Consider the following 16,386-nt stretch of genomic DNA (forward strand, 5'->3'; position numbering starts at 1 on the left):
TAACATTGTCAACAATCCCGGGCCGGTCGGCCATCGATCCGGCGGGCTACCGGCAGCTCACCGACCGGCACCACTCGGGAGACCGGCGCCGTCGCGGATCGTGGTCCCGTCCGGGGTGGCCCCGTCCGGGGTGGTGGCGGTTCCGTTCGGGGTGGTGGCGGTTCCGTTCGGCGTGGTGGCAGTTCCGTTCGGCGTGGTGGCGGTTCCGTTCGGCGTGGTGGCCGCGAAGGGCACCTCGGCAACCGTTGCCGAGGTTTCGCCGGCCGGGTGCTGCCACAGCCCGCGCCGGTGCAGGATCGGCAGTACACCCTCGCCTACCCAGTACGCCTCCTCCAGGTGCGGATGTCCGGAGAGGATGAACTCGGTGATGCCGAGGGCGTGGTACTCGGCGATCCGGTCGGCCACCTCGGTGTGGCTGCCGACCAGCGCCGTACCCGCACCTCCGCGTACCAGCCCGACTCCGGCCCAGAGGTTCGGCGACACCTCCAGCCGATCCCGGGAACCGCCGTGCAGCGCGAGCATCCGGTGTTGCCCCTCGGACTCGCTGCGCCGCAGTCCGGCCTGGACGGCCGCGACGTCGGAGTCGGCGATGCCGTCGAGCAGCCGCTGCGCCTGTGCCCACGCCGCCTCGGCGGTGTCCCGGGCGATGACGTGCAACCGGATCCCGAACCTGAGTTCCCGGCCGGTCTCGGCCGCCAACCGCCGCATCCAGGCCAGTTTCTCCGCCACCTGTGCGGGCGGCTCGCCCCAGGTCAGGTACACGTCGCTGTGCCGCGCCGCCACCGGGCCGGCCGCCGTCGAGGAGCCACCGAAGTAGATCGGCGGGGCGGGGTCGGGCAGCCGGTTCAACCGAGCCTGTTCGACCCGCAGGTGCTCTCCGGCGTGGCTGACCGTCTCACCGCGCCACAGCGCCCGTACGACGTGCAGGAACTCGTCGGTACGCGCGTACCGGGCGTCCTTGTCGAGGAAGTCTCCATAGCCGCGCTGCTCCTGCGACTCCCCGCCGGTGACCACGTTGAGCAGCAGCCGCCCGCGGGAGAGTCGCTGGAAGGTCGAGGCCATCTGCGCGGCCAGGGTCGGCGAGGTCAGTCCGGGCCGGAACGCCACCAGGAACTTCAGCCGCTCGGTGACCTCGGTCAGCATCGCGGTGGCCAGCCAGGCGTCCTCGCACCAGGCGCCGGTGGGAGTGAGCGCACCGACGAAGCCGAGTTGTTCGGCGGTCCGGGCGATCTGCCCGAGGTACGCCACGGTGGCCGGCCGGGCGCCTCCGGCGGTGCCCGCCGGCAGTCCGTGCCCGCCGCCGACGATGTCCCGGCTGTCGCCGTAGGTCGGCAGGAACCAGTGGAAGGTGAGGGTCATGGTGTCTCTCCGGTGGGCTGCGCCCGGATCGCGGGCGGGACAGGTGGGGCATCGGGCCGACAGCGGCGTCGCGGACGGGCCGCTGCCGCCGTTCCGATCTCTGGCCCCGACACTCTATCCATAAATCCTATCGGTTTAGTAGGCTAAGCCGGCGGCCGGTCGCAGCGCGTGCGCCTCGCCGCATCCGGGGCGCCCCCGGTGCCGGTCCGGGCGCCCCGGCTCGGCACCGACGCCGCCGCCCGCACCACGCCGCCCGCCCCGACGGTTCGTTGTCGACGTTGCCGACGGTTCGTTGCCGACCCGTGCGGTGTCGACGGTTCGTTGCCGCCGGCACCGGATCACACCTCTCCAGGAGCATCCCGATGGTTCACCGCACCCCCAGCCCTCCCCACCGTCGCCAGTCCGCCGACGGTCCGCACCGGCCCGACGGCCGTGGCCGGTCCGAGAGTCCCGACCGGCCCGAGAGTCTCCACCGGCCCGACAGTCTCGACCGGCCCGAGAGTCCCCACCGGCCCGAGAGTCCCCACCGGCCCGACAGTCTCGACCGGCCGAATCGGACCGCTCGCCGACCGGACGGGAGCCGTCGCCGGTCCGAGGACGGCGGCCGTGGCCGGCCCACCCCGAGCCGCTCCGCCCGGCGACCGCGTACCCTCCTCGCCGGCCTGCTCGCCCTGGTGCTGGCGGCCACCGGGGCGGTTGCCGGATGCGGCGACGACAGCGCCGGCGCGGAGACCGGCGAGCTGCTCGTCGGCTACCAGCGGTTCGGCGGCCTCAGCCTGGTCAAGGCCCGCGGCGAGGCTCCGGGGGTGAAATGGTCGCTGTTCGAGAGCGGACCGGCGCTGACCGAGGCGCTCAAGGCGGGCGCGATCGACATCGGCCAGGTCGGCGAGGCACCACCGGTCTTCGCGGCAGCCGGAAAAATCAAGTTCCGGATCATCGGTACGTCGGAACCGGTGCCGCAGGGCGAGGCGGTACTTGTCAAGGAGGCCAAGGGCTACCGCAGCTTCGCCGACCTCAGGGGGAAGACGGTCGCGCTGAACAAGGGGTCGAACGTCAACTGGCTGCTGGTCAAGCTGTTGGAAGCGCACCACATGACGCTGGCCGACATCAACGTCAAGTACCTCAAGCCGGCCGAGGCGCGTCCGGCCTTCGACAACGACCAGGTCGACGCCTGGATCATCTGGGACCCGTACTTCGCGCTGGCCGAGCAGCCCGGAGTGAAGATTCTGGCCGACGCCACCGGGCTGGCCAGCAACCGCGAGTACATCCTCGTCTCGCCGGAGGCCCTGGAACGCAAGCCCGACCAGATCCGGACGTTCCTGGAGACGTACCGCAGCGTCACCGACTGGGGAATCGCCAACCCGGAGCAGCGGACGAAGATCCTGGCACCCGAGCTGAAGATCGACGAGCCGACCACCGCCCGTGCCCTGGCCCGCAGCGCAAAACCGCTCGCCCCGGTGACCCCCGAGATCGGCGCCGAACTCCAGGCGATCGCGGACGGCTTCACCGAACTGGAACTGATCCCGGAACGGGTCGACATCGCGTCCCTTGTGGACGCTCGATTCGACGGAGTGTTCCGGTGACGGACACCCTGGTCGAGAAACCCACTCGTGCACCGGCCGCCCCGGTGGCCGTCCGGCGGCCCGTGCGCCGGCACCGACCGGCGCGACGCTGGCGGCGCGTCGTCACCCCGGTCGGGCTGCTGCTGATCTGGCAGGTGGCGTCCCAGACCGGTCTGCTGCCGCCGGAGAAGCTCTCCGCACCGAGCGCCGTGGCCCAGACCGGCTGGCGGCTCGCCCGGGACGGCACGCTCGGGGTGCACCTGCTCGACTCGCTCACCCGAGCCGGCATCGGGCTGGCCATCGGCGGCACCCTGGCGCTGGTGCTGGGCGCCACGGCCGGGCTGCTCCGGCTCGGCGACGACCTCGTCGACCCGCCGGTGCAGATGGCCCGGATGCTGCCGCACCTCGGGCTGGTGCCGTTGCTGATCATCTGGGTCGGCATCGGCGAGTCGCTGAAGATCACACTGGTGGCGCTCGGCGCGTTCTTCCCGATCTACTTCAACACGTACGCCGGGATCAGGGACATCGACGAACGCCTGGTCGAGGCGGCCCGGAGCTGTGGACTCAACCAACTGGCCCGGATCCGGCACGTCGTACTCCCGGGTGCCCTGCCGTCGCTCTTCCTCGGCCTGCGGCTGGCCCTCGGCGCCGCCTGGCTGAGTCTGGTGGTCGGTGAGCAGGTGAACGCGCAGACCGGGATCGGCTTCCTGATGATGGAGGCCCGCGAGTTCAGCCAGACCGACGTCGTCCTGCTCGGCCTGCTCGTCTACGCGCTGCTCGGCCTCCTCTCCGACCTGGCACTGCGGGTGGCCGAGAGGAGGACCCTGACATGGCGACGCGGACTCCAGGCGGTCTGAGCACCGCCACCCGGGCGGTCGTGACCGCGCACGCGGTGCGCCGTGCCTTCGGCGCGACGGTCGTACTCGACGGCGTGGACCTCGCCGTCGCGCCGGGCGAGATAGTGGCGCTGCTCGGTGGCAGCGGCTCCGGCAAGAGCACCCTGTTGCGGATCCTGGCCGGGCTCGACCCCGAGGCGACCGGTGAGATCACCCGGGCCGGCAGCCAGGCGGTGGTCTTCCAGGAGCACCGGTTGCTGCCGTGGAAACGGGTGGCCGACAACGTCTCGCTCGGCGTCGCGGGTCCCGGGGTACGGGAGCGGGTCGCCGTCGCGCTCGCCGAGGTCGGGCTCGCCGAGCGGGGCCGGGCGTGGCCGGCCGAACTCTCCGGCGGTCAGGCCCAGCGGGTCGCCTTCGCGCGGGCGCTCGTCCGCGAGCCCGCGCTGATGCTGCTGGACGAGCCGTTCGGCGCGCTGGACGCGCTGACCCGGCTGAAGATGCAGACCCTCTTCGGGCGGCTGCACGCCGAGCACGGCTTCGCCGCGCTGCTGGTCACGCACGACGTGGACGAGGCGCTGCTGCTCGCCGACCGCACCCTCGTACTCGACGACGGGCGCATCGTGCAGAACGCACCGGTACCGCTGGATCGACCCCGCGCTCCCGACCAGCCCGGCTTCGGGCCGCTGCGCCGGCACCTCCTCGACCAGCTCGGCGTACGCCCGGCGCGGGACGGCGACGCCGGCACCTGACCGGGCGCGACCAGGGCGCCCGACGGCGACGGGCTGCGTCAGGTCCGGACGGCGACGGGCCGGTGCGGCACGCCCGACAGTGGCGGGCCGGTGCGTCACGCCCCGACAGTGGCGGGCCGGTGCGGCACGCCCCGACGACGGCGAGCCGGTGCGTCAGGCCCGACGGCGGCGGGCCGATGCGTCAGGCTCGGACGGGCAGTGTGGCCGCGTAGCCGGCGGCCAGATCCGGGTCGCCGAGCGCGGACTCCGGTACCGCCAGACCGGGGCGCACCTCGGCGCCGAGTTCGGCGAGCAGGCCGCGCAGGTGCCGCTCCGACTGGGCGGCCTGCTCCGGGTTGGCGCCGACGGTGATCGGCAGCGCGACCACTCCGGCGAGCCCCTGGTGTGGCAGCCGGTCGAGAAAGACCTTCAGCAGGCCGGTGTAACTGCCCTTGTAGGTCGGGCTGGCCACCACCAGGATCCGGGCGGCCCGCACCGTCGCCATCCCATCGGCCACGCCCGGTTCCTCGGGTAGCAACAGGGCCGGCCCGTACACCGCCAGGTCCACGACGACGGGTGGTGCCGCGCCCTCCCGCCGGGCTACCACCTCGGCGACCGAGGTGGCGAGTCCCTGGGTACGCGACCCGGGTCGCGGGTTCCCGGAGACGACGACGATCTCGCTCACGTGTTCCTCCGCCCAGCGCCGGTATCCGGCGCCCTCATCCCGGTCGCCGGGGTCAGCGGCCGTCCACCGTGGTTCTGCCTGACGTCGGACACGGCCGCCGGAGCGAGCCGACGTCCGGTGTGCGTGCGTGCGTCCGTTGGCCCGTCCAGTAAATCCTATCTACTCGATAGGTTGAAGAGGTTTCTAGCCTGTTGACTCTTCGGCAAGACCGGCCACAGGGTTGCCGCCGGAGCGCTGGCGATCATGACCGGCCGATCGGATGACGAGCCCGCGCGGTCGGTTGATCTTGTCGATCAAGATGACCGAAGGTGCTTCGACCAGCACCGACAGTTGCGGATCGCCAGAACACCCTCCCGCGTCCGGCGGATCACATCGGCAGGGCGGCGGTGACGTCGAGCTCCACCAACTGGTCCGGAAAGCCGAGCTGGGCCACCCCGAGCAGGGTACTGGCACTGGTGAACGCCGGAGCGAGCGAGGACGCCTGGAAGCGCCGCCAGACCTCGGCGAGCACGTCCCGGTCCGCGCTGACGACGTAGATCACCGTACGGACCACGTGCTCCGGTCCGGCGCCCACCGATCCGAGCGCGATCATGGTGTTGGCGGCGACCTGGTCCACCTGTGCGCCGAAGTCGCCCGGACCGACCAGCACACCTCCGGGATCCAGCGGACACTGTCCCGCCAGATAGGCGGTACGCCCGGCCGGGACGATCGTGACGTGGTGGTAGCCCGGCGTGACATGCAGTCCGTCAGGGTTGCTGCGGGAGATCGTCATGGTGCCCAGTCTGCGGGGTAGAGCGTCCCGACGGCTCGGGGTATGCCGCTGTGCGTGATCTACCGGCGCCGTGTACAGTTGTCCCCCGTGCGGCACTGCGGATGGCCGACGGGCGAGATCATCGTTCCGGCGGTCACTCAGTGCCGTAATGCAGGTCCGGGTGGCGGAATGGCAGACGCGCTAGCTTGAGGTGCTAGTGCCCGTATAGGGCGTGGGGGTTCAAGTCCCCCCTCGGACACCAGTTCTGGTGGATTTCCACCAGGCATGAACCAGATTCGATTCCGTGCTGGCATCTGCCCTGCATACCTGCGACAACACATGAGCCCGGACGTCGGCCGGTTGCGTGTCGTCGTCGGCGCGTTGCGCCGTTTTCCGCGGTTGGGCCGGTGATGACACCAACCCGCCGCCGCAACCGCGAGCGACTCATCGGCGGGCTCATTCCGACCCCGCTTCCGGACAGACCGCAAGCCGGTCCGGCGCCGATGCCCGCGCCGCCCGCACCACGTCCGCCAAGGGCCACCGCACTGGACGAGGTCTTGATCGGTACGGCGCGTCCGGACCGATCCGATCGGGTGACCGAACGCAGCCTGCTGGGGGCGTTGTCGAGGGTGATGGTGTCGGCGTCACAGGTGATGGTGATCTGGCTTGCCCGCAGATACGCAGCGGCAGCTCGTGCGTCGTCGCGGACTTTCGTTGTAGGGCAGCTTGCCGGCCGGTGTAGCGGGGGTTGGCCAGGATCGCCCCAACGGTAGTAAACATCCCGCCTTGGCCGCTGCGCTGCGGGTTACGTACCGGATGGGCGCCCGACGGGCACGGCACGCCGACGTCGTTCCAGACGGGAGCCCCTCCCCGCATGGGTGTTCACCCCCGGTGGCGGCGTTGATGCTGGTCGACGAGGGTCTGGGTGCCCAGGACGACGGCGAGGGCGAGGCGTTCGGCGTCCCCAGTGCCCGGCTCGGCGGTGTAGACGGTGATGCGGAGATCGTCGAGGGCGACCACGAGCGTGTCGCAGTCCAGGGTGATGCGTCCGACCGCCGGGTGGTCGACGACCTTGCGTCTGGACGGGTCGGACAGCGGCGAGGGCTCGGTGTCCCACAACCCGGCGAAGCGCGGGCTCTCGGCGGCCAGTTCAGCGATCAGCCGCCGCAGCGCGTGGTCACCGGGGTAGCGCGAGGCGGTCAGGCGCAGGTCGGCAACGAGCCGGGCCTCATGGTCGGCCTGCTCGACCGGGGTGTGCACGACTCGCGTGGGCAGGCCGGCAAGGTTGCGCCAGACGGCGTTGCGTTCCAGACCGCCCCAGGTCGAGGTGTCGCCCATCAGCGCGTCGTAGGGCGCGTTGGCCAGCACCAGCGTCCAGCTCGCGTCGTAGACGACCACCGGGGTGTGTGCGAGCCGGTCGAGCAGCCGCCGCACGCTCGGGGTGACCCGCGACGGCACCACGTCCAGGCCGGGCGCGGCGTGCCCGGCCAACCGGTACAGCAGGTCACGTTCGGTGTCGGCCAAGCGCAAGGCCCGGGCCAGGGCCTCCACCACCTGCGCCGAGGGTGCGGTCGCGCGGCCCTGCTCGAGCCGGGTCAGGTAGTCGGTGGAGATGCCGGCGAGCGCGGCCACCTCCTCGCGGCGCAGGCCGCTGGCCCGGCGGCGCCGCCCGACCGGCACGCCGACGTTCTCCGGCGCGACCCGGTCGCGCCAGCGGCGTACCGTACGGCCGAACTCCCACGCTTCCACCCGTCCAGTCTGCGCGGCCCGAAGGAGGTTGTCCTGGCCCTGGCAGTCCTACGAAAACCGCACGACTGCCTGACGCCGCGCCGGGCCCGCAATCTGGGGCCATGACGTCCACCGAACCCGGAACCGTACTGATCACCGGCCCGACGCGTAACCTGGGTCGCCACACGACGCTCGCCCTCGCCGAGCGACGCGCCGACCTGCTGCTGGTCGGCCGCGCCGGGCCGAACCTGACCGCGATCGCAGCCGAGGCCCGCGCCCGCGGCGTGCGGGTCCGCGAGATCGGCTGCGACCTGTCGCGCCTGGCCGACGTCCGCGCCGCCGCGGCCACCGTACGCGACCTGCTCGCCTCCGGCACGGTACGCCCGCTGCGAGCGCTGGTCGCCAACGCCGGTGTCATATCGGCTGACACCCGCCGGGCCTCCGCCGACGGCTACGAGATGACCTTCGCCGTCAACTACCTCGCGCACGCGCAGCTCATCGGGGACCTGCTCGACTCGTTCACCGCCCCGGCCCGGGTCGTGCTGGTCGGGTCGAACACCTACAGCGCCAACGTGTGGCGCCGGATGCTGCACGTGCCGCAGGCCAGCTGGGCCGACCCGGTCGAACTCGCCCGTCCCGCAGGCGGCGACACGAACCCGGGCATGACCGAGGCCGGGATCGCCTACTCCAACGCGAAGCTGGCGATCCTGTACTACGCCCACGAGTTGCAACGCCACGCTGGCGCCGGAATCAACGTCTCGGTGTTCGAGCCCGGCTGGATGCCCGGTACCGCGCTTGGCCGTGGCGCTCCCAAAGCGTTTCAGGCGATCGGCCGCGCCCTGGGCCGCGTTCCGGGTGTGTCGACGCCGCAGGGCTCGGGGCCACTGCTGGCCGCGATAGCCGTGGACGAAAAGTGGGCGCACCTACGCGACGGCGCGTTCGTGGTGAAGACGAAGCCGACCGACGTGCAGCCGGTCGCCCTCGACCGCGACCGGGAGCGGCGCCTGTGGGCGGCCACCGCAGAGCTGCTGGAACGGGCGGACGCGGCGCGATAGCGGGCGCACATGCCTGCTCCTCCTCGACGTCGTCATCGGACCGGCCGTTTCGGGTCGGGTTCCATCGACTGCGTACCGACGACGGTCAGCAACGCCAGCTTGTCGGCGGCGTCGGTGCCGGCGGCCGGGGTGAACCAGAGCAGCCGCTGCCGGCCGTCCTCGCTGAACAGGTTGAGACAGTTGAGGTTGAGCAACCCGACCGTCGGGTGCAGGATCCGTTTGCGCTCATCCCGCCTGACCGCCACGTCGTGCTCGGCCCACAGCGCCGAGAACTCCGGTGATCGCTGGAGCAGCTCGTCGATCAGGTGCGTCGCCTCGGCGTCGCTGGGACTGCGGCGCCCGACCGCTGCGCGCAGGTCAGCGACGAAGGAACGGGACTGTCGCGCGTGGTCCTCCTCCGGATAGACCTGCCTCGACCCGACGTCGATGAACCAGCGGTAGACGAAGCTGGCCGAGCGTCCCCGATGCACCGACAAGTCGCCGAGCAGCGCGACCGCGAGCGGGTTCTGGACCAGAACGGCGTGCAGGTCGGTGATCACCATGGCCGGTGTCGTCCCGATGCGCGTCAGCAGGTCGAGCATGCCCGGGTGCACGTGCGACGCCGTACCGCCCTGCGCGGGAATTGGGCGGTTGGCCAGGTGGTAGAGGTGGACGCGCTCGTCATGGCTGAGCCGCAGCGCGCGGGCGAGCGCGGCGAGCATCTGGTCGGACGGTTGGGAGCCGGCGCCGCGCTCGAGCTCGGTGTAGTACTCCACCGAGGCACCGGCCAGCACCGCGACCTCGTCGCGACGCAGCCCGGGAACCCGTCGCCGCGGTCCCGGCGACAGCCCCACGTCGGCGGGACGTACCCGGTTGCGGCGTGAGCGCAGGAAGGCGCCCAGTTCGGCGTATCTGGTCGTCGGCATGGGCCTAGCGTCCCCCGGCGGCAACGCATCGACCAAGGGGGATGTCATCCCCACCTTCGGCGCCGTCTGTCACCACCTGTGGCAGGGCCACAGGATCGACGGCATGACCCTGGCGCGGCGGTTCCTCGACGCAGACAACAAGGTCATCGTCACGGTCGCCGCCCCGCAGTTCGAGCGGGTCGCCATCACACAGCCCGACGAACCTGCCCGGTCCGATCCGGATGGTCTTCGTCGATGCTTACGGCCGCCGTCTGTGGCCGGGGTTCATCGCCGTCTCGACGCCCCTCGACCTGCGGCGGCTGCCGGGCATGGTGGCCCTGACTCGCGACCAGCACGTCTTGATAACACGACCGCAGACGCCCGGCACGGCTGCTGGTTCGCACGCGGCGGGATGAACCTGGTCGCGACGGGAGCGAAGGAGGGGATGTCATCCCCTCCTTCGGGAGCAACTGTTACCGCCTGCGGTCACACCGCAGCGTTGACGGCATGACCGCAACACAGACCAGTTCAGGCGGCACCCGGCGCCTCGCCGTCGTCACGGGCGGTCTGCAAAGGAACGGCCGTCGTTCCGTCGCCCAGCGCCGTGGTGAACAACAGACCTCGTGATCGGCAACTCCGGCGGCGTCCGCCCGGTCCCGCTACGAAAGGCAGATCATGGAAACCTCCAGTGACGAAAATGCCTCAGCCCTGACAGGCGGGGACGTCGGCCCGGAAAGCGGGGACCTCAGCCGCCGCACGTTTCTGATGTCCGTCACGGCGGCCGCGGCGGGTATGGCGGGGGCGACAGCAGGACCCGTCGCGAGTCCGGCTGTCGCCGGAACACCGCACGCCACGGCCGCCCGGGCGTACACCGTCGCCGCCGGCGCGGCGGCCGAGATCACCTTGTCGGTCAACGGGCAGCGCCACGCGGTCACAGTGGAGCCGAGGGTGACCCTGCTGGACGCGCTGCGCGAACGCCTCCACATGACCGGCACGAAAAAGGGCTGTGACCGGGGCGAGTGCGGCGCGTGCACGGTGCTGTTGGACGGTGCGCGAATCAAATCCTGCCTGACCCTGGCGGTCATGACGCAAGGCGCCGAGGTCACCACCGTGGAAGGACTGGCGCGAGGCGATGACCTGCACCCGGTACAGGAGGCATTCATCCGTCACGACGCGTTCCAGTGCGGTGCGTGCACTCCCGGTCAAATCATGTCCGCCGTGGCCTGTATCGACGAAGGCCACACAGGTTCCGAGGCCGAAATCCGGGAGTGGATGAGCGGAAACCTGTGCCGGTGCGCGGCTTACCAGAACATCGTCGCGGCTGTCGCCGACGCAGCAGAGGAGATCGGGCGGTGAGGGCATTCGGGTACACGGTCGCGGAAGACCCGGCCGACGCGGTACGGATCGCCGCCAGAACACCGAACTCGACGTTCATCGCCGGCGGCACCGACCTGCTCAACCTGATGCGGGACGGAGCGGAGGTTCACGACCACCTGGTGGATGTGAGCCAGCTGGACATCAACCGGATCGCTCTCGACTCCCGGTGGCTGCGCGTTGGCGGCCTGGCCCGGATGCGGGAGGTCGCCGAGCATTCCGGGCTGAGGCGGGCGTTCCCGGTGGTGTCGGAGGCGCTGCTAGCCTCGGCTTCCCCACAGGTACGCAACATGGCCACGATCGGCGGGAACCTGCTGCAACGCACCAGGTGCGGGTACTTCCGTGACCCGGCCTCACCGTGCAACAAGCGTACTCCCGGCAGTGGCTGCCCGGCGATCAACGGGTACAGCCGCGGGCATGCGATTCTCGGTTGCAGTGACCACTGCATCGCTACGCATCCCTCCGATCTGGCGGTGGCGCTGACGGCGCTGGACGCGTGGGTGCGTCTTCTCGGCCCTGACGGAGCCCGGGCCGTCCCCATTTCCGACTTCTACCTCCTGCCCGGGTCGACCCCGGCGAAGGAAACCGCGATGCGCAGCGAAGACCTCATCACCGGGGTGGACGTCCCACGCACGTCCCTGGCCACCCACTCGCGCTACCTGAAGCTGCGCGACCGAGCGACCTTCGAGTTCGCTGTGGTGTCCGTGGCGGCCGCGCTCCAGTTGAGAGGCGGTGTCGTGCAGGACGTGCGACTGGCGTTCGGCGGGATTGGCACCCGTCCGTGGCGGGATCCGCGCGTCGAGGCCGCGCTACGAGGCCGTCCGCTCACGGAGGCGGCGATCGACAACGCGAGCCGGGCCCTCGTCCGGGAGGCCAGGCCGTACGAGGACAACAGGTTCAAGGTCCAACTCGTTCAGCGGGCGCTGGCGAGCGCCCTCAGCGATCTCGGAGGCATGCGATGACCGAGCTGGTCGGTCAGGGCGTGGAACGGGTGGACGGCCGGGTGAAGGTCACCGGCGCGGCCCGTTACGCCGCGGACAACGAGTTGACCGACGCGCTGCACGGGTTCATGGTGATGAGCACGATCGCCCGGGGGGAAATCCTCGAGATCGACAGCCGTGCGGCGCTGGCCCACCCCGGAGTCGTGGCGGTCTACACCCACCGCGACATGCGGAGGTTCACGGTGCCGGCATTCCCGTACACCAAGGGCTTCGTGCCGATCCAGGATACCCGCATCCACCACAACGGGCAGCCGGTCGCTTACGTGGTGGCCGAAACGCTGGAGCAGGCACAGGAGGCCGCCAATCTCGTACGCGTGCGCTACCGCGCCGAGGAGGCCGTCGTACGGCTGGCAGACGCGATGGACGAAGCGTTCCTGCCGCCCGCGTTCCGTGAAAGGGAGAACGAGTACGTCCGCGGTGACGCCGAGGCAGCCCTCGGGCAGGCGCCGGTCCGGATCGAGGGGTCCTACAGCAGCCCTGTGCAGCATCACAATCCGATCGAGCCCCACACCACCACCGCCGTCTGGAAGGACGACGAGCTGACTCTCTACGAGAGCGCACAGGGCGTCGTCTTCACCCGCATGATCGTGTCTCAAGCGTTCGGCATCACCGATCTGACCAAGGTCCGGGTGGTCTCGCCCTACCTCGGCGGAGGCTTCGGCGCCAAGGGGCCCGTCTATCCCCACACCCTGCTCACCGCGGAGGCGGCGAGGCTCGTCGGACGCCCGGTAAAGCTGGTGCTGTCCCGGGCGCAGATGTACACCTCGAACGGCCACCGTTCCGAGTTCAGTCGCCGGCTGCGGGTCGGCGCGACCCGGCAGGGTGTCCTGACCGCGATCGTCGACACCTCGACGCAACAGTTGAGCCGTACCGAGAACGGGGTCTACAACTCCAGTGATTCCACGATCAACCTTTACACCTGCCCGAACGTCCACGTGCGGCAGATGGGCGTCAAGCTGGATCTGCACACGTCCAGCTACATGCGCTCACCCGAGACGACTGCTCACTTCGCTCTTGAGACCGCCTTGGACGAGCTCAGCTACGAGGTCGGCATCGACCCCGTGGAGGTGCGGGTACGCAACCACACCACGATCGACCCGAGCGACCACCTGCTGGAGTGCTACCGGATGGGGGCCGAGGCGTTCGGCTGGGAGCGGCGCGATCCCCGGCCGGGGTCGATGAGGCTTGGCGACGAGTACGTGGGCTGGGGCATGGCTACCGAGTTCCACAGCTTCAACTCGATCGAGTCCTTCGCCTCGCTCACCGTAGGGCTAGACGGGCGGGCGACCCTGCGGACCGCGAGCCAGGAGATCGGCACCGGCACCTACACCGTGCTGACTCAGGTCGCTGCCGATGGGCTCGGCGTACCGCTCGGCCACGTCACGACGCTGCTCGGCGACACCGAGTTTCCCCGTGCGTCGATCTCGGCGGGTTCGTCCACGATGCCCAGCGTGGTCGGTCCGGTGGATCAGGCGGCGAGGACCGCGCGAGACACCGTGGTACGTCTCGCCGTCGCCGACCCCCATTCCGATCTGTATGGCGTGCCGGCCGAGGAGGTGGTCGTGGAGGACGGTCGGCTGTACGCCCGAGGCGACCGCCGTCGCCGTGACACCTTCCGTGGCATCATGCGTCGCCGTGGCAGCGTGCTCGAGGTGCAGGGCGAAAGGCGGAACGTACCCGGACACACGTCTGGAGCAGTGTTCGTGGAGGTCCGGATACGCCCACGGATCGGCGCGTTGCGGGTGAGCCGCGTCGTGGCCGCCTACGACGTAGGGCGGGTGCTCAACCGCCGGACCGCGCGCGGACAGGTGATCGGCGGCGTGACATGGGGCCTGGGCTTCGCGCTGATGGAGCACACGGTGGTGGATCCTCACACGGCCCGGGTCGTCAACCCCAACCTGTCCGCCTATCTGGTCCCGGTCTGCGCCGATGTCCCGTCGGTGGAAGCCCTGTTCGTCGATCGCGCGGACGACAACCACAAACCATCCCTTGGCGCACGCGGCTTTGGTGAGACACCCGGAACAGGGGTGCCCGCGGCGATCGGCAACGCGATCTACCACGCCACCGGCCTCCGCCTCCGGGATGTCCCGTTCACCCGGGACAAATTCTTGTGACCGACCCTCATGTCGACGGAGTGGCTGGCCAGGTCTCCCGGTGGCCTGCTGACCCCGGACGCACGCGCCGTTCCTGTCCATGCCTGCCTGTCACCCGCCTCACCACCCGCCGCCTCACGAACTGGCTCGGATCACTGGGCTTACCTGGAGTCGACCCGTCCGATCGCGTTGGCTCCGGTCGTCAGCGCCTCACGCGCCTGCTGCCAGGCCGGATCCCGGCGATCGAACGCGGTGCGCAGGTAGGCAGAGGTCAGCCGGCTGATTGCGGCGACCCGCTGCGGGTTCTCGTCGGTGGTCAGGCCGGAGTCGTATCCGCAGATTCCACCGAGTTGATGCTCCCCGCCGAACACGGTGAGCAGCGACTTGGGACCCGGGGAGAGGAAGTACGCGTCCATCCGCCAGCGCGGGCCCAGGTCGGTGAAGGTGGTGGAGAGGTCCTTGTCGCCCGCGACGACGAGCGCGGGCGTCCGCATCGTGGAGAAGTCTGGGGCGTTCAGGGCGGGGTAGAGCTCGGCCACCCGGTCGTGCAGCGCGTCGCCGCCGCGGCCGGGCGGGGCGATCATCACACCCGTTCTGATCCGGCGGTCGGCGAGGCTCACCTTCCGGCCGCCCCGAGACGGATCGTCGAACTGCATGCCCAGCAGCAGGGCGGCCGTGTGCCCGCCCAACGAGTGGCCCACCACGGCGACCTTGTCCCGGTCCAGGCGGCCGGCAAGCTGCGGCACGGCCTTCTCGATCACGTCGAGCTGATCCAGGATGCGGGACATGTCCTCGGCCCGCGCCCGCGCGTACAGGGGTGCGTCTGGGTCGTCGGCTTCACGCAGGCCGAGCGCCATCGCGTCCAGGTGAGTGGGCTGGATCACCACGAAGCCGTGCGAGGAGAAGTAATCGACGATCGGACCGTAGCCGAGGTACGAGTTGAGGAAGTTCACCTGGCCGTGGCCGTGGGCGAAGAGGATGACCGGCAGGTTGCGTCCGGTCACCGGGGCGGAGACCCGTACCTCCAGAGGCGCGGCACGGCCGGGCGCCGGCAGCGTTACCGGGCTGACCGAGATGATCCGACCGGGCCGGCCGGGAGGACCGGCGCCGACCCGATCGGTGCCTACCGTCGCCTCGGCCACATCGGCGCCGACCGCAGCTACGCCACCGACCGTGACCAGGCCCATCCCGGCGGACAGCACCGTACGCCGCGACGTCCCGGCCGACCCGCCGACGGAGTCGGCCGGACAACTCGATTCACTCATGATGGTGTTCCTTTCACAGTTCTGGGCCGCAATGTCGCGAGTCGGTCAGGCTCGAACGCCGGTCAACGAGAGGCTGTCGTTCCACAGGTCGTCCGCGCGCACGGTGTCGTAGGACTCGTCCGACGAGCGGATGGCCGTGCGCCCGGCGAAGTACCGACCCGTGGTACCGGCCAGTTCCGGCGCGGTCGCGAGCCAGGCGAGCGCGCTGCCCGACTTCGACGCGGAGTAGATGTGCGGCGTCACCGCCCGGCGAAGTAGCCACGTCAGGTGAGGCAGGACGTGCCGGGAGACGAACCGCACCGGGGCGGGCAGCGAACGTCCCAGACTCGTGCCCAGGACCATGCCGGGGTCGAAGGCGTTGGCGGTGACGCCGTCAGGCAGGCGGCGGGCCAGGGCGTAGGTGAAGTAGATGTTGGCGAGTTTGGAGGTGCTGTAGCGGCGCTGACCGGCGATGAGCGCGTTGTCGCCGGCGGCCGACGGCGCGAGGATGCCGCGGGCCAGGGCCTCCGCGTTGCTCCACGCGGGGGCCGGGCCGACCTTCAGCGCGGCCGGGTCGTGGGTGCCGCTAGAGACCACGACAACGCGTGCGGGCGCCCGCAGCACCGGCAGCAGCTCGTTGACCAGCACGAAGTGGCCCAGGTGGTTGACCCCGAAGGCGGTTTCGAAGCCGTCGGCGGTCAGGGTCAGGCGGGTCCCCATCTGTACGCCGGCGTTGCACACCAGAGCGTGCACCCGAGGGATCCTGCCCGACTCCACGCGGGCGGTCAGCTCGGCGGCGAACGTCCGGACCGAGGCGAGCGCCGACAGATCCATCGCCATCGCCTCGACCGTGTTGCCCGCCGCGGCGCCGGCGCTCAGCGTCTCGACGGCGACCTGGCCCCGGACCGCGTCCCGGACCGGCAGCACCACGTGCCACGGCCCATTCTCCGACCTCAGGATCGCGGTGGCGGCTGCGAAGCCGATGCCGCTGCTTCCGCCGGTGATGACAATCGTCCGGGATCCGTCCATGAACTGATGTGACACGCGAACCAACTCCTCGGTCTGCCAACGCGGCGTGGTTCCAGT

At 70.6% G+C, this 16,386-nt stretch carries 14 protein-coding genes and 1 tRNA gene; 8 read left to right on the forward strand and 7 right to left on the reverse strand.

The window, feature by feature from the left end:
* Positions 1-57: 57 nt before the first annotated feature.
* Positions 58-1,359 (reverse strand): LLM class flavin-dependent oxidoreductase, encoded by a 1,302-nt coding sequence (locus tag C6361_RS05915; protein ID WP_107267036.1) that lies wholly within the window; start codon positions 1,357-1,359, stop codon positions 58-60.
* Positions 1,360-2,033: 674 nt separating this feature from the next.
* Between C6361_RS05915 and C6361_RS05920 the strand changes: the two genes are divergently transcribed.
* The 3 genes from C6361_RS05920 to C6361_RS05930 are packed head-to-tail and all read left to right on the forward strand — an operon-like array spanning position 2,034 to position 4,506.
* Entirely contained in the window at positions 2,034-2,942 is a 909-nt protein-coding gene (locus C6361_RS05920) for an aliphatic sulfonate ABC transporter substrate-binding protein (protein WP_234359355.1), read from the forward strand.
* Positions 2,939-3,778: an ABC transporter permease gene (locus tag C6361_RS05925; protein WP_107267037.1), complete on the forward strand. Its 840-nt coding sequence runs from the start codon at positions 2,939-2,941 to the stop codon at positions 3,776-3,778. The genes C6361_RS05920 and C6361_RS05925 overlap by 4 nt, the downstream gene beginning before the upstream one ends.
* Positions 3,751-4,506 carry an ABC transporter ATP-binding protein gene (locus C6361_RS05930; protein ID WP_107267038.1) on the forward strand — a complete coding sequence of 252 codons (756 nt, stop codon included), beginning with the start codon at positions 3,751-3,753 and terminating at the stop codon, positions 4,504-4,506. The genes C6361_RS05925 and C6361_RS05930 overlap by 28 nt, the downstream gene beginning before the upstream one ends.
* Positions 4,507-4,687: 181 nt before the next feature.
* Here the strand turns inward: C6361_RS05930 and C6361_RS05935 are convergent, their stop codons facing one another.
* Together C6361_RS05935 and C6361_RS05940 are read right to left on the reverse strand one after the other, a co-directional pair.
* A complete protein-coding gene (locus C6361_RS05935) occupies positions 4,688-5,170 on the reverse strand; it encodes an NADPH-dependent FMN reductase (RefSeq protein ID WP_107267039.1) in 483 nt (160 codons plus the stop codon).
* Positions 5,171-5,537: 367 nt separating this feature from the next.
* Positions 5,538-5,942, reverse strand: a complete 405-nt coding sequence (locus C6361_RS05940) for a RidA family protein (protein WP_107267040.1) — start codon at positions 5,940-5,942, stop codon at positions 5,538-5,540.
* A 154-nt stretch (positions 5,943-6,096) separates the two neighbouring features.
* Between C6361_RS05940 and C6361_RS05945 the strand changes: the two genes are divergently transcribed.
* Positions 6,097-6,183: transfer RNA gene (locus tag C6361_RS05945), tRNA-Leu, on the forward strand.
* Between the two features lie 620 nt (positions 6,184-6,803).
* On the opposite strand, the gene C6361_RS05950 is transcribed toward C6361_RS05945, so the two are convergent.
* Positions 6,804-7,670, reverse strand: a complete 867-nt coding sequence (locus C6361_RS05950; protein WP_107267041.1) for a helix-turn-helix transcriptional regulator — start codon at positions 7,668-7,670, stop codon at positions 6,804-6,806.
* Between the two features lie 101 nt (positions 7,671-7,771).
* On the opposite strand from C6361_RS05950, the gene C6361_RS05955 reads away from it, so the two are divergent.
* Positions 7,772-8,704, forward strand: coding sequence for an SDR family NAD(P)-dependent oxidoreductase (locus tag C6361_RS05955; protein WP_107267042.1), 933 nt, complete (start codon positions 7,772-7,774; stop codon positions 8,702-8,704).
* A gap of 32 nt (positions 8,705-8,736) precedes the next feature.
* Here C6361_RS05955 and C6361_RS05960 read toward each other — a convergent pair whose 3' ends face one another.
* Positions 8,737-9,609 carry a helix-turn-helix domain-containing protein gene (locus C6361_RS05960; protein WP_107267043.1) on the reverse strand — a complete coding sequence of 291 codons (873 nt, stop codon included), beginning with the start codon at positions 9,607-9,609 and terminating at the stop codon, positions 8,737-8,739.
* Positions 9,610-10,485: 876 nt separating this feature from the next.
* Here C6361_RS05960 and C6361_RS05965 point away from each other — a divergent pair.
* From C6361_RS05965 to C6361_RS05975, 3 genes are read left to right on the forward strand one after another with little or no spacing between them, the layout of a single operon-like run.
* The gene (locus C6361_RS05965) at positions 10,486-10,944 is read left to right on the forward strand and encodes a (2Fe-2S)-binding protein (RefSeq protein ID WP_234359569.1); all 459 of its coding nucleotides are present in this window, start codon (positions 10,486-10,488) and stop codon (positions 10,942-10,944) included.
* Positions 10,941-11,924, forward strand: coding sequence for a xanthine dehydrogenase family protein subunit M (locus C6361_RS05970; protein ID WP_107267044.1), 984 nt, complete (start codon positions 10,941-10,943; stop codon positions 11,922-11,924). The genes C6361_RS05965 and C6361_RS05970 overlap by 4 nt, the downstream gene beginning before the upstream one ends.
* A complete protein-coding gene (locus C6361_RS05975; RefSeq protein WP_107267045.1) occupies positions 11,921-14,077 on the forward strand; it encodes a xanthine dehydrogenase family protein molybdopterin-binding subunit in 2,157 nt (718 codons plus the stop codon). Before C6361_RS05970 ends, C6361_RS05975 begins: the two co-directional genes overlap by 4 nt.
* Before the next feature lie 140 nt (positions 14,078-14,217).
* Here C6361_RS05975 and C6361_RS05980 read toward each other — a convergent pair whose 3' ends face one another.
* Together C6361_RS05980 and C6361_RS05985 are read right to left on the reverse strand one after the other, a co-directional pair.
* Positions 14,218-15,198 carry an alpha/beta hydrolase family protein gene (locus C6361_RS05980; protein WP_369931409.1) on the reverse strand — a complete coding sequence of 327 codons (981 nt, stop codon included), beginning with the start codon at positions 15,196-15,198 and terminating at the stop codon, positions 14,218-14,220.
* Positions 15,199-15,366: 168 nt separating this feature from the next.
* Positions 15,367-16,344 (reverse strand): SDR family NAD(P)-dependent oxidoreductase, encoded by a 978-nt coding sequence (locus C6361_RS05985; protein ID WP_199853262.1) that lies wholly within the window; start codon positions 16,342-16,344, stop codon positions 15,367-15,369.
* Positions 16,345-16,386: the final 42 nt, after the last annotated feature.

The sequence above is a fragment of the Plantactinospora sp. BC1 genome (genome assembly GCF_003030345.1).
Lineage (GTDB): Bacteria > Actinomycetota > Actinomycetes > Mycobacteriales > Micromonosporaceae > Plantactinospora.